Annotated in this window: 14 protein-coding genes; 10 read left to right on the top strand and 4 right to left on the bottom strand. The window is 47.6% G+C overall.

From position 1 onward, the window contains the following. Positions 1 to 69: 69 nt before the first annotated feature. Together J2X75_RS24035 and J2X75_RS24040 are read left to right on the top strand one after the other, a co-directional pair. Positions 70 to 1,542 (top strand): S41 family peptidase, encoded by a 1,473-nt coding sequence (locus J2X75_RS24035; RefSeq protein ID WP_074096593.1) that lies wholly within the window; start codon positions 70 to 72, stop codon positions 1,540 to 1,542. Between the two features lie 64 nt (positions 1,543 to 1,606). Further along, positions 1,607 to 2,935, top strand: a complete 1,329-nt coding sequence (locus tag J2X75_RS24040) for a PDZ domain-containing protein (RefSeq protein WP_310340880.1) — start codon at positions 1,607 to 1,609, stop codon at positions 2,933 to 2,935. Positions 2,936 to 3,026: 91 nt separating this feature from the next. On the opposite strand, the gene J2X75_RS24045 is transcribed toward J2X75_RS24040, so the two are convergent. After that, positions 3,027 to 3,716: a response regulator transcription factor gene (locus tag J2X75_RS24045; RefSeq protein WP_192135088.1), complete on the bottom strand. Its 690-nt coding sequence runs from the start codon at positions 3,714 to 3,716 to the stop codon at positions 3,027 to 3,029. A gap of 21 nt (positions 3,717 to 3,737) precedes the next feature. Next, a complete protein-coding gene (locus tag J2X75_RS24050) occupies positions 3,738 to 4,949 on the bottom strand; it encodes a sensor histidine kinase (protein ID WP_310340884.1) in 1,212 nt (403 codons plus the stop codon). A 211-nt stretch (positions 4,950 to 5,160) separates the two neighbouring features. On the opposite strand from J2X75_RS24050, the gene J2X75_RS24055 reads away from it, so the two are divergent. Genes J2X75_RS24055 through J2X75_RS24065 form a run of 3 tightly spaced genes read left to right on the top strand, consistent with a single transcriptional unit; the run spans position 5,161 to position 8,476 of the window. Continuing rightward, on the top strand, positions 5,161 to 6,096 hold the full coding sequence (locus J2X75_RS24055; protein ID WP_310340886.1) for an ABC transporter ATP-binding protein: 936 nt from the start codon (positions 5,161 to 5,163) through the stop codon (positions 6,094 to 6,096). Between the two features lie 12 nt (positions 6,097 to 6,108). After that, complete coding sequence (locus tag J2X75_RS24060) at positions 6,109 to 7,305, top strand: ABC transporter permease (RefSeq protein WP_310340890.1); 1,197 nt, start codon at positions 6,109 to 6,111, stop codon at positions 7,303 to 7,305. Next, a complete protein-coding gene (locus J2X75_RS24065; protein WP_310340892.1) occupies positions 7,298 to 8,476 on the top strand; it encodes an ABC transporter permease in 1,179 nt (392 codons plus the stop codon). Before J2X75_RS24060 ends, J2X75_RS24065 begins: the two co-directional genes overlap by 8 nt. Before the next feature lie 100 nt (positions 8,477 to 8,576). Here J2X75_RS24065 and J2X75_RS24070 read toward each other — a convergent pair whose 3' ends face one another. Further along, positions 8,577 to 9,389, bottom strand: coding sequence for a flagellar motor protein MotB (locus J2X75_RS24070; RefSeq protein WP_310340894.1), 813 nt, complete (start codon positions 9,387 to 9,389; stop codon positions 8,577 to 8,579). Then, positions 9,373 to 10,170, bottom strand: a complete 798-nt coding sequence (locus J2X75_RS24075; RefSeq protein WP_310340896.1) for a flagellar motor protein — start codon at positions 10,168 to 10,170, stop codon at positions 9,373 to 9,375. The genes J2X75_RS24070 and J2X75_RS24075 overlap by 17 nt, the downstream gene beginning before the upstream one ends. A 169-nt stretch (positions 10,171 to 10,339) precedes the next feature. Between J2X75_RS24075 and uvrB the strand changes: the two genes are divergently transcribed. The 5 genes from uvrB (at position 10,340) to J2X75_RS24100 (ending at position 19,865) form a co-directional block, all read left to right on the top strand. Beyond that, entirely contained in the window at positions 10,340 to 12,331 is a 1,992-nt protein-coding gene (gene uvrB / locus J2X75_RS24080) for an excinuclease ABC subunit UvrB (protein ID WP_091013102.1), read from the top strand. Between the two features lie 738 nt (positions 12,332 to 13,069). After that, positions 13,070 to 15,928 (top strand): excinuclease ABC subunit UvrA, encoded by a 2,859-nt coding sequence (gene uvrA, locus J2X75_RS24085; RefSeq protein ID WP_091036448.1) that lies wholly within the window; start codon positions 13,070 to 13,072, stop codon positions 15,926 to 15,928. Between the two features lie 338 nt (positions 15,929 to 16,266). After that, entirely contained in the window at positions 16,267 to 16,479 is a 213-nt protein-coding gene (locus J2X75_RS24090) for a hypothetical protein (RefSeq protein ID WP_017692026.1), read from the top strand. Between the two features lie 277 nt (positions 16,480 to 16,756). Beyond that, positions 16,757 to 17,926 (top strand): S1C family serine protease, encoded by a 1,170-nt coding sequence (locus J2X75_RS24095; RefSeq protein ID WP_310340899.1) that lies wholly within the window; start codon positions 16,757 to 16,759, stop codon positions 17,924 to 17,926. 43 nt (positions 17,927 to 17,969) lie between these two features. Further along, on the top strand, positions 17,970 to 19,865 hold the full coding sequence (locus J2X75_RS24100) for a stalk domain-containing protein (protein WP_310340900.1): 1,896 nt from the start codon (positions 17,970 to 17,972) through the stop codon (positions 19,863 to 19,865). Positions 19,866 to 20,170: the final 305 nt, after the last annotated feature.

Here is a 20,170-nt window from a genome sequence, read left to right on the forward strand (position 1 = left end):
TGTTCAGGGAATGGATTCTGGCAACAATGGAATCGGACACGCTTCAAAACTAAAGGCGGTGACAAACGGATGATGAAGAAAAGATCGGCGCTACTGCTTGTCATTGTGGGTCTCCTGGGTGGTAGTTTGCTAACCCTGGTACTAATGACTTACCCGGGAATAGCAAACCAAACCACAGCTGGCGAAGGTTTGCTGGCTAGTGTAACCGGCAATACACAGCAGAAGAACGATTTGAAAAAGATTGAAACTGCGATGGATTTGATCTCAAGCAACTATTATAAAGACGTGGATCAGACCAAATTGATTGACGGTGCGATCAACGGCATGATGGAATCGCTTGGTGATCCGTACTCCAACTATATGGGGCAGGAAACGGCTGCTCAGTTTGAAGAGTCGATCGAAGGTTCATTTACCGGTATTGGCGCAGAGGTATCCTCACAGGATGGAAACGTTGTTGTTGTTTCCCCGATCAAAGGATCACCTGCCGAGAAAGCGGGTATTCGTGCCAAAGACATGATTATGTCAGTCAACGGCGAATCCCTGCAAGGTTTGGAACTGAACAAGGCTGTCAACAAAATCAGAGGTCCCAAGGGCAGTGAAGCGAAGGTACAGGTCAAACGTGCCGGATCTTCCGAGCTGATTGAATTTGTGATTGTACGGGATGACATTGATCTGGAGACCGTATATGCTCACATGGAGGATGGTGGAATTGGCGTTATTGCCATTACTCAATTCTCTTTGAATACAGGCGATCGCTTCAAGGAAGAGTTGGCGAAGCTTGAGAAGCAGAACATGAAGGGTCTGGTCATCGACGTACGGAATGACCCAGGCGGTGTATTGCAAGTTGTTATTGATATTGCTGAACAGTTTGTTCCTAAAGGCAAGGTTATTGTGCAAGTTGAAGACAAGAACGGCAAAAAGGAACAAAGCAAGTCCAATGGATCAGCCAAAGCTTATCCAGTCACAGTCCTAATGAACAAAGGCAGTGCGAGTGCTTCGGAGATTTTGGCCGGTGCATTACAACAGTCAGCAGGTGCGAAGTTGATTGGTGAAAACTCCTTTGGTAAAGGAACCGTGCAGACGAGTTATGACAAGCAAATGGGTGACGGCAGCTTGCTGAAGATCACCATTGCCAAGTGGCTCACTCCGAACGGAGACTGGATTCATGAAAAAGGAATCAAACCGGATATTGCGGTAGACCAGCCGGATTATTTCTCGGTGGCACCGATTAACAAAGAGAAGTTACCACTGAAATATGACAGCAATAGCACGGATGTGAAAAGTGCGCAGACGATGCTGAGAGGACTCGATTTCAAACCGGATCGTGTGGATGGATACTACGACCAGAAGACGGAAGAAGCGGTCAAGGCATTCCAGAAGCAAAAGGGCATTCAGGCCACAGGCCAGATTGATGAGAAAACCGCTGAATCACTGGAAGCGGCTCTGATTGAACGTATTGCCAATCCTCAATATGATGCACAGCTGAAACGCGCGATCGAAAATGTCTCAAAGGATATTTCGTCCGCTGTGTCGAAGCCATAAAGAAGGCTGATTTTCAGCCTTCTTTTTTTCTGAACCGGCTGAAAGAGAGGGGTGACCGACCACAATGGAATGGGTATGGCCGTGGTTAACTACATTAGGGGAAGCTTTGTTGCAGTTGTTTATTCAGCCGTTTTATTATATTGCGGTGATCCTGATTGCGCTGATCTATCATCGTCAGTTACTGCAGGAGCGTAAATTGTTTCATGTCCGTTTGCAAAGCTCGATAACACAGACGATTCGTGCCGTGCTCGGAGGCATACTCATTGGTACCATCGTCTCGATTGTGTCCCTATTCCTCGGTGCACATCTTACACTGGGAAGTCTGATATGCATATGGGCTGCAACGCTAGTTCTATCTTTGTTCCGCATCCGGTATCTGTGTTTTGCTTATGCAGCCGGGTTACTGGGTGTGCTGCAATTTGGTTTAAATCTGGTTTCAGGCTGGCAGCCATCGGGTTGGATGGGCAGTATCACGGAGGCACTACGTACCCTGGATATGCCTGCACTGCTTGTCCTGGCGGCGCTTCTACATATGGGTGAAGCCCTGTTGGTACGCATGCAGGGGGTATCGATGGCATCACCACTTCTCTTCGAGGGAAAACGCGGGAAACTGGTTGGTGGATATCAACTGCAACAGTTCTGGGCCATTCCTCTACTGATTCTTGTCCCTGTCACAGGCAGTGGCGCGGAACTGGCTTGGAATCCACTGATGAATGCAGGTCATAGTTATATGCTGGTTGCATTGCCGATTATGCTCGGATTTGGTGAGATAACGCAGAGTATGCTTCCGGGACAAAAGGTGCAGATCTCATCAAAGCGGTTGATGATATACGGGGCAACTTTGCTTGTGTTCAGCTTGCTTGCTGCATGGTGGTCTCCACTCATGGTGGTTGCTGCAATGATCGCTTTTATTGGACATGAATTTCTGGTATGGTACAGCGCGTTTGAAGAGCAAAACCGCAGTCCGGTATTTGTCCATCCGCAGCATGGGCTGAAGGTATTGGCTGTTATTCCGGAGAGTCCTGCTGCAGATTTGGGGATTGAAGCAGGAGAGACATTGTACAAGGTGAATGGTAAGTTGGTTCATTCACCAGAAGAGTTACATCGTGCCTTGCGGATGAACCCGGCTTTTTGCAAACTTGAGGTTCGCAATCACCAAGGAGAAAGCAAGTTCATGCAACGAGCGATCTATGAAGGGGAGCATCATCAGCTTGGGGTCATTATGGCACCGGACAATCACGAGGTTTGGGCGATTCGGTTACGTCCACTGACACTGTTCCATGTCATTAATCTCAAATTGTTTGCCCGTCTGAAAAAACCACAAAGGGACGAAGCCCCATTGGCGTTACCGCCAGCCCCTGTGGCCAGTGATAAAGGATCCATAGAGATGTAACTAAGCATACGTGATGAAGTATGTTGCATACATCAAGCAATGAAAAAGGTATTTCCGAGCGCCGTCACTGGCAAGGGAAATACCTTTTTTGTTATTGTTTTAGCATAAAGATGGCGATTTGAGTCCGATCACGCAAGCTCAGCTTACCGAGAATATCCGTGACATAGTTCTTGATCGTGCCTTCACTGAGGAACAGTTTGGCGGCAATTTCCTTATTGGATAGCCCCTCCGATATGGCTTCGGCAACCGCCAGCTCCATACGTGTCAGTCCATAGGCTTCGATTGGATTCTGTGTCAGGGGAGTCGTAGCAGGACGAAGAAGTCCTGTTAGCTTGCGAGCAATATCCGGATGAATTAACATATCACCATTATGTACGGTCTTGATGCCTTGAATGATCCGCTCGGGTGGAACATTTTTGAGCAAATAACCGCTTGCTCCATCCTGTAATGCCTGAATAATATACTCATCGTCGTCAAACGTAGTCAGCATGAGCACCTGGATTTCAGGAAAACGTGACTTGATGCGTTTGGTACCTTCAACTCCATCACATTCCGGCATCCGAATATCCATTAAAACCACATCCGCAGGCGTCCCTGCTTCAAGCAATTCCAACGCTTCCTGTCCATTTGAGGCTGTACCTGTAACGCGAATGCCGGAGTCCAGTCCGAGCAGCACTTTCAGGCTCTCACGAATGAAGTAATCATCGTCTGCGAGAATCAGCCGAATAAGTGGGAGCTGGCCTGAATCATTCTTGTTGTTCACATCATTACGTTCGGACATGAGAACATTCACTTCCTTTTTTCAGAGTATATCCATCTGGTTCGTTAATGGAATGCGTGTAATCACTGTATACGGATAAGCAGATTGAATCTCCAGGACTCCTCCCACCATTTGTGTGCGCAGAAGCATGCCTTCCTGTCCTATGCCATTTCGCTTGGAAGAATGGGGATTGATTTTGCCATCATTACTTACACTCATACAGACTTCCTGATCCCCGAATACCAACTCCACAGTGATCGAAGAAGCATTTCCGTGTCGCAGGGCATTGGTCAAGGCTTCTTTGGCATTTTTGAACAGAACGATTTGTATGCTGGGATACAGCACATGGGATGGGCCATGAACTTCATAATTTGTCTTCACGCCGGTATCTCTGCCCACTTCCTCTAGGAGACGATCCAGCGCGTAGGCCTCGGATGCATAGGAATTAGGTTGCAGTTTGTGCAGTGTGCTGCGCATATCATCCATACTATCGGCCAATTGATCGCGAATCTGTCTCACCATTTCCGTTCCTTGTTCCATATCGAGGGGGAGGGTCAGCAGGGCGGCTTCCGACATCATTTTGGTGCGAATTAGTCGATGCCCGATATCGTCATGAAGCTGTCTTGAGATACGGGTACGTTCCTCTGCCTGAGCCACTCCTTCAAGTTGCTTTGTAAATAACAGCAGCTGCGCACGCGCTTCTTGTAGTTCGTAATGTTTGCTGCGAAGTTCGTCATAGACTTGTTCCAGTTGTCCGCGGCTGCTCGCCGTTCTTGATCCCTGCCAGGACAGAGCCGCTGTGATGAGCAGAAGCAGGTTGCCAAGAACCATCGCAGTTGTCTCTGCGGAGAGTAATGTAGTGGCGGTTGTATTTAGTGTGGTCAACCCTGGCTGCGGTGCCTGTCGGTCAGAATAATGCCAATGCAAAGCGACATTGTTAGCGACAAGCTGAATTGCAAACATCAACCATCTCCGACTTCCCTCCAGTCTGTATATATACACGTAGAGCACGGATAGAGAGAGGAACAGCAGAAACGGTCCATACGAAGCAATCAGCCAGCAGCTCCAGAGTATTTCGGCCAGAAGAAACAGCCATTGCTGTGTACTTGAACGGTTGAAATCTTTCCACACGGAGAGTCCAAGCGCAATGATGACATACAAGGTGTAGACGGCTTCATTTTCCAAGGGCAGCATCAACAGGTACAGCACTGCTGGAACGATAATTAATCCGTATTGCAGAAACCGCATCGGCATATGTAAATGACATCCTTTATATAAAAAGTGGAGTAGAAAATCTCTTGGTAATGCGCCCTTGATTATACCATAAGCAGCATTCGAATCAGGAGATGACTTAAGTCACCTTCGATTCATGACTTTTTGTACCTTCGCTACAGAGTGCGATCCGTTACAATAAAATTATGAAATCCAGCGGCGAAGGCCAAAACGGAGAAGGGGCGTAAAAGGGATGGGCATACTTGAAGTGGATCATGTAGTAAAACGATACGGTAGCAAGCTGTCCGTGGATCATTTGAACCTTAGTGTTGGCAAAGGCGAAATTTTTGGATTGCTTGGTCCCAATGGAGCAGGAAAAAGTACCACCATCAGCATGATTGCAGGGCTCCTGAATATGGATCAGGGTGAAATCAGATTAGATGGTATATCGGTCAAGGAGCGACCGCTTGAAGTAAAGCGCAAGATCGGACTCGTTCCGCAGGATCTGGCTTTATACGAAACCATGTCTGCTGCGGAGAATGTGACCTTTTTTGCCAGACTGTATGGACTGCGTGGAAAATTGCTTAAGGAAAGAGTGCAGGAGTCTCTTGAATTTGTAGGGTTGCAGGATAAAGCAAAGGATGCCCCCTCGACCTTCTCTGGCGGTATGAAACGCAGGTTAAACATCGCATGTGCGATTACACATCGCCCGGATCTAATTATCATGGATGAACCGACAGTTGGCATTGATCCGCAATCTCGGAATCATATTCTTGAATCGGTACGGACACTCAACAAGATGGGTTCAACAATCATATATACAAGTCATTACATGGAGGAAGTGGCGGCGATTAGTCACCGGGTTGCGATTATGGATCAGGGGCGAATTATTGCCTGTGGGACTGAAGCAGAGCTGAGAGAACGGGTAGCATCGGAGGAAAAAGTAGTGCTCTCCACTTCCGGTATCGGTCCCGACGTCGTGGAAGAACTGAAACTTCACCCCCGCGTGCGGATGGTAGACGTTTCAGAGAATACACTGACCATTGCGCTGCCTTCGGCACAGCAGGATCTTCAGGATCTGCTCTTCATTTGCAGCAAACATGAAGTATCCATTCAGTCGCTCAAGGTCGAAGAGCCGGATCTGGAAACGTTGTTCCTCAATCTGACCGGGCGTACGCTTCGGGACTAGGGGGAACAAGAGATGAATATATGGCATATTTGCATCTTTGAATTAAGGCGTATTCTTAAGATTCGATCTGTAGTGTTGAACCTGTTCATTCTGCCGTTGTTACTGATTTTCATATTGGGCACGGCACTTTCCAGTACGATGGGTACGGCGGAGGATGTTATTCCGGATACTGTACGTGTGGGAATCATCCATTTGAGCACTGATTCAGGCGGAGGATCAAGTACGGTTAATCAAGCGCTGGATACATTCGTTGCATCCCCGGAAGTGGCTGAGATGGTCAAGGTGCAGAACTTTACGACTGAAGAAGAGGCCGTTCATTCGCTGCGTACCGGCAAGCTGGACTTTGCTGTAATGATTCCTTCGGATTTTGAGCAAAACGTGATGATGGGGAAAGAGGCCAGGTTACAGTGGATACGAGGAAAGGACAATACACTTAATACCTTGGGTGAAACTTTGTTCACACATTTTACGGATGAATGGAACCGACAGATGGCGATTACCAAAGTGCTCGGTCCGGAAGTAATTGCTGCCATGGCCTCTGCTTCGAAGTCTGGTACGGCGAATTCCACCTCCATTGCTGTCACTAATCCCGGTAAGACAGGTACGGCGTATAGTGCCTCCCAATACTATGCAGCTTCCATGCTGGCGATGTTCATGTTGTACTCAGGTATGACAACCAGCACCAGCCTTTTCGGAGAACGGGATAACCGAACGTTAATCCGCCTTCAGGCTGCGCCGATAGGTAACGGAGTCATTTTCGCTGGCAAAATTGCAGGTAATAGTCTGCTCGCTTTCTTACAAGCAACAACGATTATCCTTATGACATATTGGCTCTACGGTGTGGATTGGGGAACCCATCCTTGGTATATTGTGCTGACTTGTGTATGCATCACATTGGCCTCTATGACCCTTGGTGTTATCGTCGCACTGGTATGCAAAAGCACAGCATCAGCCAGTGCAACCTTACAAGGTATCATCGTTGCCATGACATTCATCAGTGGTGGGTTCATGCCCATTCCGATTGAGTTTGTACAACGGCTTAGCCAATTTACGGTTAACCACTGGGCGCTCCAAAGTTTTCTGAGAATGATGCTGGATGCACCTGTAGCAGAGATTGTGTATAACATTTTAATGTTAGGCGTAGTATGCGCTGTATTACTGTTCATCTCAGGAATGATCTATAGAAAGGCAGGATACCGATATGAATAGTCTACACATCGCCTGGTTGATGATTAGACGTACACTTGGCCGTAAAATGGGGTTCATTACGTTTCTGCTTCTGCCTTGCCTGGTGGTTACAGGAGCGGTTGCTCTATTTGGAAGCGAGCAGAGTACACGTACTGTTATTCCCTATGTCAATGAGGATGGAGGGGTGGCAGGGACATGGATGATTCATGAACTTGCTGGCAAAGAGGAGTATCTGCTCAAGCCGATGACAAACGTAGCAGAAGTGAAGGAATCCATCGCTCAGCAAAAAGGAAGTTCTGGCATCATCATTCCGACACATTATACGGAGGATCTGTTACAAGGAAAGCCAACTGAGATCCAACTGGTGGAACTACGTATAAGCGAAGATTCCTATACGCTACGAGCAGCAGTTGAAGGTTTGACGAGCGGATTGTTACAATCTGCTTCAGCTGTTAAGGTGGCGGCAGGTCCTGTCTCAAGTGAGACTGACATACTATCGAGTATACAGAAGCCCTTTGAACAGCTTTTACAGGAGATAGGAAAGCATCAGGTTGCTGGTGAAGTCACCGATCTGCAGATCTATCCCAAGCCAGGCCTGAACAATGTGACTGGATTTACAATCATGTTTATGATGGGGCTGCTGACCAGTGCAGTGGCTGTGATCATGGAAGATCGCAGGAAACGTACGATGGCCAGGGTATATACGGCACCCGTCCGTGCATATGAGATTGCGCTTGGTAATTTCCTGGGTAGCTTTTTCATTGGTATGATTCAGATTGTGATGGTTCTGGGAGTCAGCAGATGGCTGCTGCAATATGATGCCGGTATTCCTTTTGGCATTCATTTCATGATATTGGCGGCATTCATGCTGGTCTCCATGGGGATCGCAAGTACCGTGGCAGGATTGATTCGTAATCCCAAAAATGCGAACATGCTGAATTCACTTGTCATTATGCCTACCTGCATGATAGGTGGTTGTTTCTGGCCGATCTCGTTGATGCCGGATTATATGCAAAAGCTCGCCAACTTTGTTCCGCAGAAATGGGCGATTCAGGCAGTGGAAACGATCTCTGCTGGTGGTACATTGTCGGATATCACATTGCCACTATTGATTTTGTTTGGCATGGCTGCCATTTTGCTGACTGTAGGCTCTGCGATTCTACGCCCTAGCCAGCCAGGAGTAGAGGCATAAGGTTATACGACATAAAAGAAAGCACGCTCTGCTGAATTGAATTCAGTTAGAGCGTGCTTTCTTTGCATAAGTAATGATGCATTATGCGAGATATTGATGATTAAGGTTGGAGTTGACGCAGGACAGTTATTTCAACCCTACGGTTCTTTTGTCTTCCGGCCGCTGTGGTGTTGTCACCCGTTGGGCGAGTATCTGCATATCCGGCATACTGGAAGCCGTCCGGGTTAAGCTTCTCTGTATCCAGAAAAAATCGTAATACAGACAGTGCGCGTTCTCCGGAAAGCTGCCAGTTATCGGTATAGGCGGAGTTTGCTCCCACAGGAATGTTATCGGTATGACCCTCAATGCTGACAACGGTATTTAGATCACGGAACAGGCTGGCAAGTTTACTGAGCGTCGGCGCTGCACCGTCCTTTAGAGCGGCCTGTCCCTGGTCAAACAGGAAGCGGTCACTAAGTGTAATGGATAGGCCCTGTGGCTTGTCCGCAACAAAAATCTGATTTTCCAGTTTATTATCCTCGATATATTGGGTAATCACATTGAACAGATTTTGCAATTCCTGCTCCTGCGATCTGAACTGTTCTTCCCGTTCTGTGAGGGGCTTGTTGTCATCATCTGGTGTTACAGTCCCGGAGTCTTCACCCTGCACCTCGGATGGTGGAGTCTCTGTAATCGTTTGACCGGGTTTCTCACCGAGTCCCTCACCAAGCTCAAGGACAGAGTCGGACGCATTGAATGTATTTTGTAACGATTGAGTAACGACATCATATTTACCGGAATCCAGATTGCTCATGGCGTACATGATGACAAAAAAGATCAGAAGCAGCGTTATGAGATCGGCATAAGTAATCATCCAGCGATCCCGATGATCGATTGTTTCACGTTTTCCGCGCCGTTTACTGCGCCGACTCATCCAATCCCTCCTTTGCTAGGGGGCGTATATGCTGACGATGCGTAAGGGTGAAGGACTCCAGTCTTTTGCGTACAAGCTGGGGATTCTCACCGTTCTGAATGGCAAGTACACCTTCGAGAAGCATTTCCATGGTCTGCACTTCATCGGCACCTCTGGATTTGATCTTGGAAGCAATGGGCAAAAAGATAAGATTGGCACTGGCGACCCCATACAGGGTTGCGGTAAAGGCAACAGCAATGGCAGGTCCGAGTCCGGTTGGATCGGTCAAACTGCCAAGGACCTGAATAAGTCCCATTACGGTTCCGATGATGCCCATGGTTGGGGCGTAACCACCAGCAGATTCGAATATTTTGGCGTAGCCCTCATGTTTTTGTTCAATCGAGTCGATCTCCATCTCCAGGATCTGGCGAACCACATCCTGATCGGTACCATCAACAACCATCTGAATACCGTCTTGCAAAAATGGATGCGGATGATCCATAACCTTGCGTTCCAATGCAAGTACACCTGAGCGGCGTGCGATTGAAGACATCTCCACCAGTTCTTCAACCCACAAACCTGAATCATTATTGTTACGTCCAAAAGCCATACGCAGGGCAGCTGGAATCGTACGAAGGCGATGCGCCGGGAAACTGGTAACCACAGCAGCAATCGTTCCACCGAATACAATTAAAGCAGCCGTTTTTTGCAGGAGACCAGACAATTGGCCGCCTTCCCACAAAAAACCGCTAATGACTGCGGCAATTCCGGCAATAATACCGATAAGTGTCGCAATATCCATAAATTAACCCACTCCTATCTTCATTTCACGTTTGCATCACTAAAACGAACGAGGTATAATTAAACGGGAACAAATATTCCTATTACTATAAGTTTTCCCATATGAAAATTCGGGGAACTTCGACAATATATAGTGACTATTATTTTAGACGATAGGGTGAGATACGGCAATGAGCGATATTATAATGAGCGACAAAACGTTCGAAATCGAGTCAGAGTTTTCTCCCCAAGGTGATCAGCCGGCAGCCATTAAAGAATTGGTGAAGGGTGTTCAGGAGGGGAAGAGATACCAGACACTGCTGGGTGCAACGGGTACGGGTAAGACGTTTACGATAGCCCAGACGATAGCCCAACTGCAACGTCCAACGCTGATTATTGCACACAATAAAACGTTGGCAGCGCAGCTTGCAAGTGAGTTCAAAGATTTTTTTCCGAATAACATGGTTGAGTATTTCGTCAGTTATTACGATTATTTTCAGCCAGAAGCATATATCCCGTCCTCCGATACGTATATCGAGAAGGATTCAAGTATTAATGAAGAGATCGACAAACTGCGGCACGCAGCGACAAGTTCGTTGTTTGAGCGCAGGGACGTCATCATTGTAGCGAGTGTTTCCTGCATTTATGGTTTGGGTTCACCGCACTCGTATTCAAGCATGTTGCTGTCACTTCGGGTAGGCATGGAGAAACCGCGGAATCAGATTTTGTCCCGTCTGGTAGAGATCCAGTATCAGCGGAACGATATTAACTTTGTGCGGGGTACGTTCCGTGTTCGTGGGGATGTTGTTGAGATTTTCCCTGCCTCCAAGGGTGAACATGCAATTCGGGTTGAATTGTTCGGTGATGAGATCGAGAAAATTACGGAGATTGATGTGTTAACCGGAGAACTGATTGGCGAACGTGAACATATTGCCATCTTCCCGGCGTCTCACTTCGTAACACAAGAAGAGACGATGAAGGTTGCGCTGGTGAACATTGAGCGTGAACTGGAGGAGCGTCTTGAAGTGTTGCGTGAACAGGGAAAACTGCTGGAGGCTCAGCGACTGGAGCAGCGCACACGGTATGATATCGAGATGATGAAGGAAGTTGGATTCTGTTCGGGTATTGAGAACTATTCCGGTCCATTGACTTTCCGTGAACGCGGCGATACCCCATATACACTGATGGATTACTTCCCGGATGATATGTTGATCGTGGTGGATGAGTCTCACGTGACTCTGCCACAGATCCGTGCGATGTATAATGGTGACCAAGCGCGGAAGACGGTATTGGTTGAACATGGTTTCCGTCTACCGTCAGCGCTGGATAATCGTCCGCTCAAATTCGAAGAGTTCGAAGGCAAGATGGATCAGATTATTTATGTATCAGCAACACCAGGCCCGTATGAGATCGAGCATACCGATACGATGGTGCAACAGATTATTCGTCCAACCGGTCTGCTTGATCCAATTATCGAACTGCGTCCAACAAAGGGACAGATCGATGACTTGATTGGTGAGATTAACGACCGGATTGCCAAAGATGAGCGTGTGTTGATTACAACATTAACGAAGAAGATGTCCGAGGACCTGACGGATTATCTGAAGGAAGTTGGAATCAAGGTTCGTTATCTGCACTCCGAGATCAAAACATTGGAACGGATGGCGATTTTACGTGATTTAAGGTTGGGCGTTTTCCATGTCCTGATCGGAATCAACTTGCTGCGGGAAGGTCTCGATCTGCCCGAAGTTTCCCTCGTCGCTATATTGGATGCTGATAAGGAAGGATTCCTGCGTTCCGAACGCTCACTGATCCAAACGATTGGTCGTGCAGCACGGAACAGCGAGGGTCGCGTTATTCTATATGGTGACAAAGTGACCGATTCAATGGATAAGGCGATAAAGGAAACCGAGCGTCGCCGTGCAATTCAGATCGAGTACAACGAGAAGCATGGCATTACACCACAGACGATTCGCAAAAAAGTGCGTGATGTAATTGAGGCAACCAAAGTTGCCGAATCCAAGAAAGACTATCTCACAGGCGCAGCCGAGAAGATGTCGAAGAAAGATCGCCAGGCGCTTATTCAGCGCCTAGAGGTAGAGATGAAAGATGCAGCCAAAAACCTGCAGTTTGAGCGTGCTGCCGAGCTTCGCGATGCGTTGCTGGAACTTCGCGCTGAATAAGATACAGCTCATTCATATGCTCCAATAAAGATGGATCTGTAACAAGAGAACGGCCAATTGGCCGTTCTCTTGTTGAGTAAGGAAATCGTTGATATCTACCGATAATAAGAGATGTTGAAATCTTGAAATCAGGTCTATACTGATAGAAATGTTGAAATTGGTTAAAAGGTTTATAGGAAAGCAATCGGGAGTCGTGTCCCTCTGGGAGTCGAGAACGCTCCGGTGTTGACCTCGGAGCCGAGCCAAAGGCAATGGCGACCTGTCGCGACCAAGGCGAAGCTGAGAGCGTCCCGGTGTTGACCTTGGAGCCGAGCCAAAGGCAATGGCGACCTGACGCGATCAAGGCGGAGCCGAGAGCGCCCTGGTGTTGAATTTGGAGCCGAGCCAAAGGCAATGGCGACCTGTCGCGATCAAGGCGAAGCCGAGAGCGTCCCGCTCTTGACCTTGGAGCCGAGCTAAAGGCAATGGCGACCCTGTCGCGATCAAGGCGAAGCCGAGAGCGCACCCTCGCAGTAGAGCGGTCTGATAAGGTTCCGGCAATAGGCTGGAACCTTATCAGAAACCGCGGGCACACGACCACCCTTCACATAGCAAGACCCGACCCCTCACCGCTTCACCGCTTGTTTCGGGTGTCCAGAGGGCTGCGCCCTCTGGGGCCCTCCCTTGGAAGGGAGGGTTTGGGAGGGATCGAAAAGCCTTTAAAAGGTTTGGATTAACACACTGAGAGGATGAATACTATTGGCGAGCGATAACATTGTCATTAAAGGCGCACGAGCGCATAACCTGAAAAATATCGACATTACCATCCCGCGTGACCGCTTTGTTGTATTGACCGGCCTGAGTGGCTCAGGCAAGTCCTCGCTGGCTTTTGACACGATCTATGCCGAAGGACAGCGGCGTTATGTAGAATCATTGTCAGCTTACGCAAGGCAGTTTCTGGGACAGATGGAGAAACCGGACGTTGATTCCATCGAAGGATTATCTCCTGCCATTTCAATAGATCAGAAAACAACAAGTCGTAACCCGCGTTCCACGGTTGGAACTGTGACCGAAATCTATGATTATCTGCGTCTGTTATTTGCACGTGTGGGTCATCCACATTGTCCAGACCACGGCGTAGAGATCAGTTCCCAGACCGTAGAACAAATGGTTGACCGCATTATGCAATATCCAGAGCGTACCCGGTTGCAGATTTTGGCACCCATTATCTCGGGCCGTAAGGGTGAGCACAAGAGTGTGTTTGCTGATGTGTCCAAGCAGGGCTTTGTCCGTGTACGGGTGAACGGGGAACTTCGTGACCTCTCAGAAGATATTCAATTGGAGAAAAATAAAAAGCATACGATTGAAGTCGTTGTTGACCGGATCGTTGTTAAGGATGATGTACAGGCGCGTCTGGCCGACTCTATTGAAACAGCACTTAATTTGTCCGGTGGACAACTCCTGGTGGACATTATGGGTGAAGAAGAGCTGCGATTCAGTTCCAACTTTGCCTGCCCGGTGTGTGGATTCAGTATTGAAGAGCTTGCACCACGGATGTTCTCATTTAACAGTCCCTTCGGCGCTTGCCCGGATTGTGATGGGTTAGGTGTCAAAATGATCGTTGACCCTGATCTGCTTGTACCGGATCGGACTAAGACCATCGAAGATGGAGCTTTTGATGCCTGGACAGGTGGCACATCCACCTATTATCCGCAGTTCCTGAAGTCAGTATGTGAGCACTTCAACATTCCGCAAAATGTACCTGTCGAAGATCTGCCAGCTGAGCAGATGAACAAGTTGTTGCAGGGTACAGGTACGGAGAAAATCCGTTTCCGCTATGAGAATGATTTTGGACAACGGAAGGAAGCACTGGTTACCTTTGAAGGTATCGTGAATAACCTGGAGCGTCGTTATCGTGATACAGCATCTGAAGGTATCCGTGAATTTATTGAGGGTTACATGAGTGCGAAGCCTTGTGGTACATGTAAAGGTCAGCGTCTGAAACGCGAGAGTCTTGCGGTTACGATCAATGATCACAACATGGCGTATGTGACTAGTCTGTCCATTGGGGAAGCTGGCCGATTCTTCGATACATTGGAATTGACGGAGAAAGAGCAGACGATTGCCAAACTGATTTTGAAAGAAATCAACAGCCGTCTTGGCTTCCTGGTGAACGTAGGTCTGGATTACCTCACACTGAGTCGTGCTGCCGGAACATTATCGGGTGGAGAAGCGCAGCGTATCAGACTGGCCACACAGATTGGTTCCAGCCTGATGGGTGTACTCTACATTCTGGATGAGCCGAGTATCGGTCTGCATCAACGGGATAATGACCGACTGATCTCAACGCTTGCGCACATGCGAGACATTGGTAATACTCTGATCGTGGTTGAACATGATGAGGATACGATGATGGCTGCCGACTATATTATTGATATTGGTCCTGGTGCAGGTATCCACGGAGGTACTATCATGTCACAGGGTACGCCGGAAGAGATCATGAACGATGAGAACTCATTAACTGGTCAATATCTGAGTGGTCGCAAATTCATTCCGATTCGTACAGAACGTAGAAGTGTAGGAGACCGCTGGTTGGAAGTACGTGGAGCCAAAGAAAATAACCTGAAGAATCTGAATGTGAAGATTCCTGTAGGTGTATTTACCGCGGTAACGGGCGTATCTGGATCTGGTAAATCCACATTGATCAATGAGATCCTGTACAAAACACTGGCACGTGATCTGAACCGTGCACGGGTACGTCCGGGTCAGCATAAAGAAATTCGTGGTCTGGAGCATATCGATAAAGTCATCGATATTGACCAATCGCCGATCGGGCGGACACCACGTTCCAACCCGGCTACGTACACCGGTGTCTTTGATGATATTCGGGATCTGTTCGCTCAGACGAATGAAGCCAAAGTACGTGGATACAAGAAAGGCCGGTTCAGCTTTAATATCAAAGGTGGACGTTGTGAAGCCTGCCGTGGAGACGGCATTATCAAAATCGAGATGCACTTCTTACCGGACGTTTATGTCCCTTGTGAAGTCTGCAAAGGCAAACGATACAACCGGGAAACGCTTGAAGTGAAATATAAAAACAGAAATATTTCCGATGTGCTGGAAATGACGGTTGAAGATGCAACCCAATTTTTCGAGAACATTCCGAAGATCCATCGTAAAATGCAGACACTGATGGATGTGGGTCTGGGTTATATCAATCTGGGACAACCTGCAACCACATTGTCTGGTGGTGAAGCCCAGCGTGTGAAGCTTGCTTCCGAGCTGTATCGCCGCAGTACGGGGAAAACCATCTACATCCTCGATGAGCCGACTACGGGTTTGCATGTCGATGATATCGACCGTTTGCTGAACGTATTGCACCGTCTGGTTGATTCCGGGGAATCGGTGTTGGTGATTGAGCATAACCTGGATGTGATCAAAACGGCAGACTATGTTGTTGACCTGGGTCCGGAAGGTGGTAGCGGTGGAGGAACCATTGTTGCAACTGGAACACCTGAGGATATCATCAAAGTGGAAGCTTCCTATACCGGCAAGTACTTGAAGCCGGTTCTGGAGCGGGATACCGAGCGGAGCAAGGCACTACAATTAGTAGACTAAGGTCCTCTAACCAGTAGTTATATCAATATGAAGTGGCAGTAGTGGCCCTTCTTTTCGAAAAGGTTGAGACGTTGGATTACGATCTGATGTGCTCTGCTTCCGAGAAGAAGGGCTTTTCATTATGAATTATGCACAGTGTTTCCGTCGGACTAAGGTTATTTCGTGAAAGTGTTTACATATGCATGATGACGAGCATTACAGGAATATTCAGCCAAATTGGCTTTTTTTCATTTTTATGGATGATAGGGCTTGCATTACAAGCAGGGTACAGATAACATAGAGGAAGATATTAGGGTATGCGTTAGCTGTTCAACTATGGTAAGGAGGTCTGTCTATCCATGCTGTTTGCAGAAGCTGCCACGGCGAGTACATCGAATTTTAATGCATTTGATATTTTTGTCATCTTATTTACGATCCTGATTTTCATCGGAGTTGTTCGGCTTCTTCGGGCACCGAAGAAGAATCTGTTTGCGATCGGATTTGCAGTAGTCAGCCTACTGGTATTTCTGATGACAGACTATGCGATGATAACGGGTTGGTTTGCTCAGTAGGAATGCCACTGAAGTGAATGGAATTTAAGCCAAAAGAGGTACAGACGAACACTCTCCAGAGAGACATGGAGGGTGTTTTTTTCATTTATACTGAAACGATTGAACAAGATTCTACCTTCTCTACTAAAATAGGACTTAAAACAATTGTATATCCAGATTCTGTATGATACATTGAGGGATACCGGAATTGCAGATGAGAGAAAGAGAGAATAGATTCAGCGATGAATCCGATGTCGAGTCGCGCAAGAAGGATGTATAGAGAGGGTCAGGTGAGAATATGAGCGTGTTGGGTAAAAAGGGGATAGCCATACTGATGGCTGCTGTACTCTCGATTAGTGTAGCGGCAACGGCCGGTGCAGCTGAATCCAAAGCGGCGATGCAAGCGAAAGTGGTAGACGGTCAAGTCTATGTGAACACCCAGGATCTGCTCAAGGCAGTTGGTGGAAGTGGACAATATGATGCCAAATCGGGAACGTACACGTACAAGGGAAGTGAAGCCATTCCCAAAGTGATCGAAAAGGTATCTCCTTCGGTTGTAGGCATTATTGGGAAATCTACCGAAGTGCAGGACGGTACAACATCAGACGACCGCTATAATCTTGCACATGGTACAGGTGTCATTATCCGGTCCAATGGATGGATCGTAACAAATGCTCACGTGGTGGATGGATTAATAAACCCGGTGGTCGTTACAACGGATGGCAATACATACAAAATTACGAAAACATACAGCGATGCACTAAGTGATCTGGCGCTAATCAAAATCAATGCCAAATCACTCAAACCGGCGAGCTTCGCCAAAGCTTCACAAACTACTGTTGGAGAAACGGTGATCGCCTTGGGTACGCCGATTTCCTTTTCTTTGCGCAACTCGGCAACCGTAGGGGTAATTAGCGGCTTGAATCGTGGTGTTGAGGCGACCTACCGGTTGATTCAGACCGACACGGCGATTAACCCAGGAAATAGCGGAGGACCGCTGGTCAACCTGAAGGGTGAAGTGGTTGGTATCAATTCCATGAAATTTTCTGCGGTCGGCGTAGAAAGTTTGGGGTTTTCGATTCCAGTGGATACCGTTCAATATATCATCGATCAGTTTTTTAAATATGGCAAAATAAAACGTGCAAGTCTGGGACTACAGTTGGAAGAAAGCTGGTCTGCGATTGTGGGCCTGCCTACAGATGATCCCTTAACGATTACGGGCGTACTGTCTCCTGAAGCCAAGAAAGCCAAAATCAAAGAGGGTGATGTCCTTTACAGTGTCGCGGGCACACGTGTCTCTTCAGTGGTGGATATCAATGAGTTGCTCAAAAAGTATCTGCCTGGACAAAAGGTAAAGCTGTTGATGCAAACGGATGGCGATATCGTCACCCGCACGTTGGTGCTTGCTGATCGCGCAGACATCGTAGACGAGGAAGATGAAGCGTTCCTTGCAGATGAAGAACAATAAAGCCCGGCGATCAGCCTGGATGGAGAGAGGACGAAAGAACGGAATGAAAAAGTCATGGATACGTGTGCTAAGCACAGGTGTATTAACCGGGATGCTGACCATTGGCGCGGCATTACCTGTATGGGCATCTGATCTGACGACAAGTGAACTACGAGTCAAAGCAGGGAGCACGAGCGCCTACATTAACGGCGATAAGCAGGCCATAGCCAAACCTTACAAGTTCAAGGGTGTTACGATGGTGCCTGTTGGAGTGTTCAAGAAAGCATTTGGCAGTGAAATCCGGCTGGAGAAAAATGATGTTGTCAAAATCAAGGAAGGTTCACACACGGTTACCCTAACGATTGGCAGTTCGATTGCTTGGGTGGATGGTGTAAAACATGAAATGGGTGCCGCCCCCAAGATGGTGAATGGCGTACTTATGGTTCCACTTCGTGCGGTTGCTGCCGGTATCGGAGCGACGCTAGCTCCAACCAGTTCCGGAGAAATGGTCATTCGTCTGTTGCAAACCGATGATTCGGTGGATGATGAGGATGGTATTCATCCGGATGAAGGCAAAACCAGAATTGGCAACAGTTTTTACGGTTGGTCCATTAACTACCCGGCAGACCTTATGGTTTTCCAGACCGGTGAGCAGGAGCGCATGATAACTTTCGGCGCTGCGGACAACAGTTATTATCTTGAAGTGTATGTCAGCGATCAGGATGTGGCTCTGGATGCGGATGATTTGTTGCAGCAACTCGTCCAGGAAGCCAAACAATCGGGAGATACGGTGCTGGATCGTGAAGCGGTGTCGAAAGGCAAAACGCCTTATGCACGGATTATCGTGAAGGATGTAGACGGCATGTTATGGGAGATGCGTCAGTATCTGAGCGAAGGTCGTCAATATGATGTGTATCTCGCGGATTACGAAGCCTTGAACTATAAAGATCTGGGCAAACGTGCAGCGCTACTCAATTCATTCCAGCCAACCTATGCGGAATCGGATCGAACGATCAAGGATCTATCCACCGTAGATAATGGCATGCGCTCCGCTTGGAACGATGATTATGGTATTGAGTTGAAGATTCCTGCCGGCTGGTCGATGGATAACAATCAGATGATCTATGAATCCAAGGATGGTGCGTATCTGCAATGGCGTGTCACTTCGGCGAAGGCAGGTACAACGGTAAAAGACTGGAGCGGCCAACTGGATAAGTGGATGCGCGAGACATTTACACCAGAGAGTTACGAGCCAATTGGTTCATATACGATGGATATCTCGGGAGAGACTGCCGAGGTGAATGAATTCCGTTATAACTTTGGCGGGGGCTGGCAGACCGAGTTTGATGTTCTTTTGCAGAAGAATGGGTATCGATATTATGCAGAGTATACGTTCCCTGAGGAGCAAAGTGCAGATCGGGCATGGTTTGAACGGATTATGAAGAGTGTGGAGATTGATTTTGATACGGTTGCCGATAATTTCGGTCAGCTGGATGAAGATCCTTATTTGACAGACAAAACGAAGACACTTACACGTACGTCCAAACGTTATAAATACAGTGTAGATATTCCGCGTTACTGGACACCCTACAGTGATCGATTCGAATATTCACCTGTGGTGTACACCTTCACTGGGGGAGAATTCTCCATTGCGGCGAGCGAAGACAAGTCAATCGAGATGACGGTCAGCCAACTTAGAGAAGCTTATGCAGAAGCCACCAAAACTCGTAAGAACTTCAAGTTGCTTGGCAGTGAGGAGCTAACGTTTGCGGGTGTGCCTGCATTTTCATTTACGTATCATGAACTGGACAAAGGCGTGCCATATGCGGGTCGCCAGATCGTGTTTGAAAAGGACGGAACAACCTATACGATTACAAGTGGGCTGAATGATGCCAACAAGACAGAAGTTCAGGCGGCAGCCTTGGAAAAAGCAGTGAACTCATTTACTTTTATTAAATGAAAGTGATAGATGCCGGAGGGTCAAAAGACCTTTCGGTTTTTTCGTTGTGCTGGAAATGAAAATGGTAAACGGTTTTTTCAGGAAAACGTAGAAGAGTCGGTGCAGAAGTGGTACACTATACTAGTTCAGGAGTTATGACTGCTGATCTGATGAATATGAATGACTGTAAGCTTGGAGTTCAGGCAATACAGACATAATAGATAGATATTGTAATACCGTGACAATGCAGGTGTACCCGATAAGGTGCAGTCTTAGGCTTGGTATGTTCAGGCGTTTAAGGATATAGGGATGAAATCCGGCGGATA

Source organism: Paenibacillus sp. 2003 (assembly GCF_031455635.1).
In the GTDB taxonomy this organism is placed as follows: Bacteria; Bacillota; Bacilli; order Paenibacillales; family Paenibacillaceae; genus Paenibacillus; species Paenibacillus amylolyticus_B.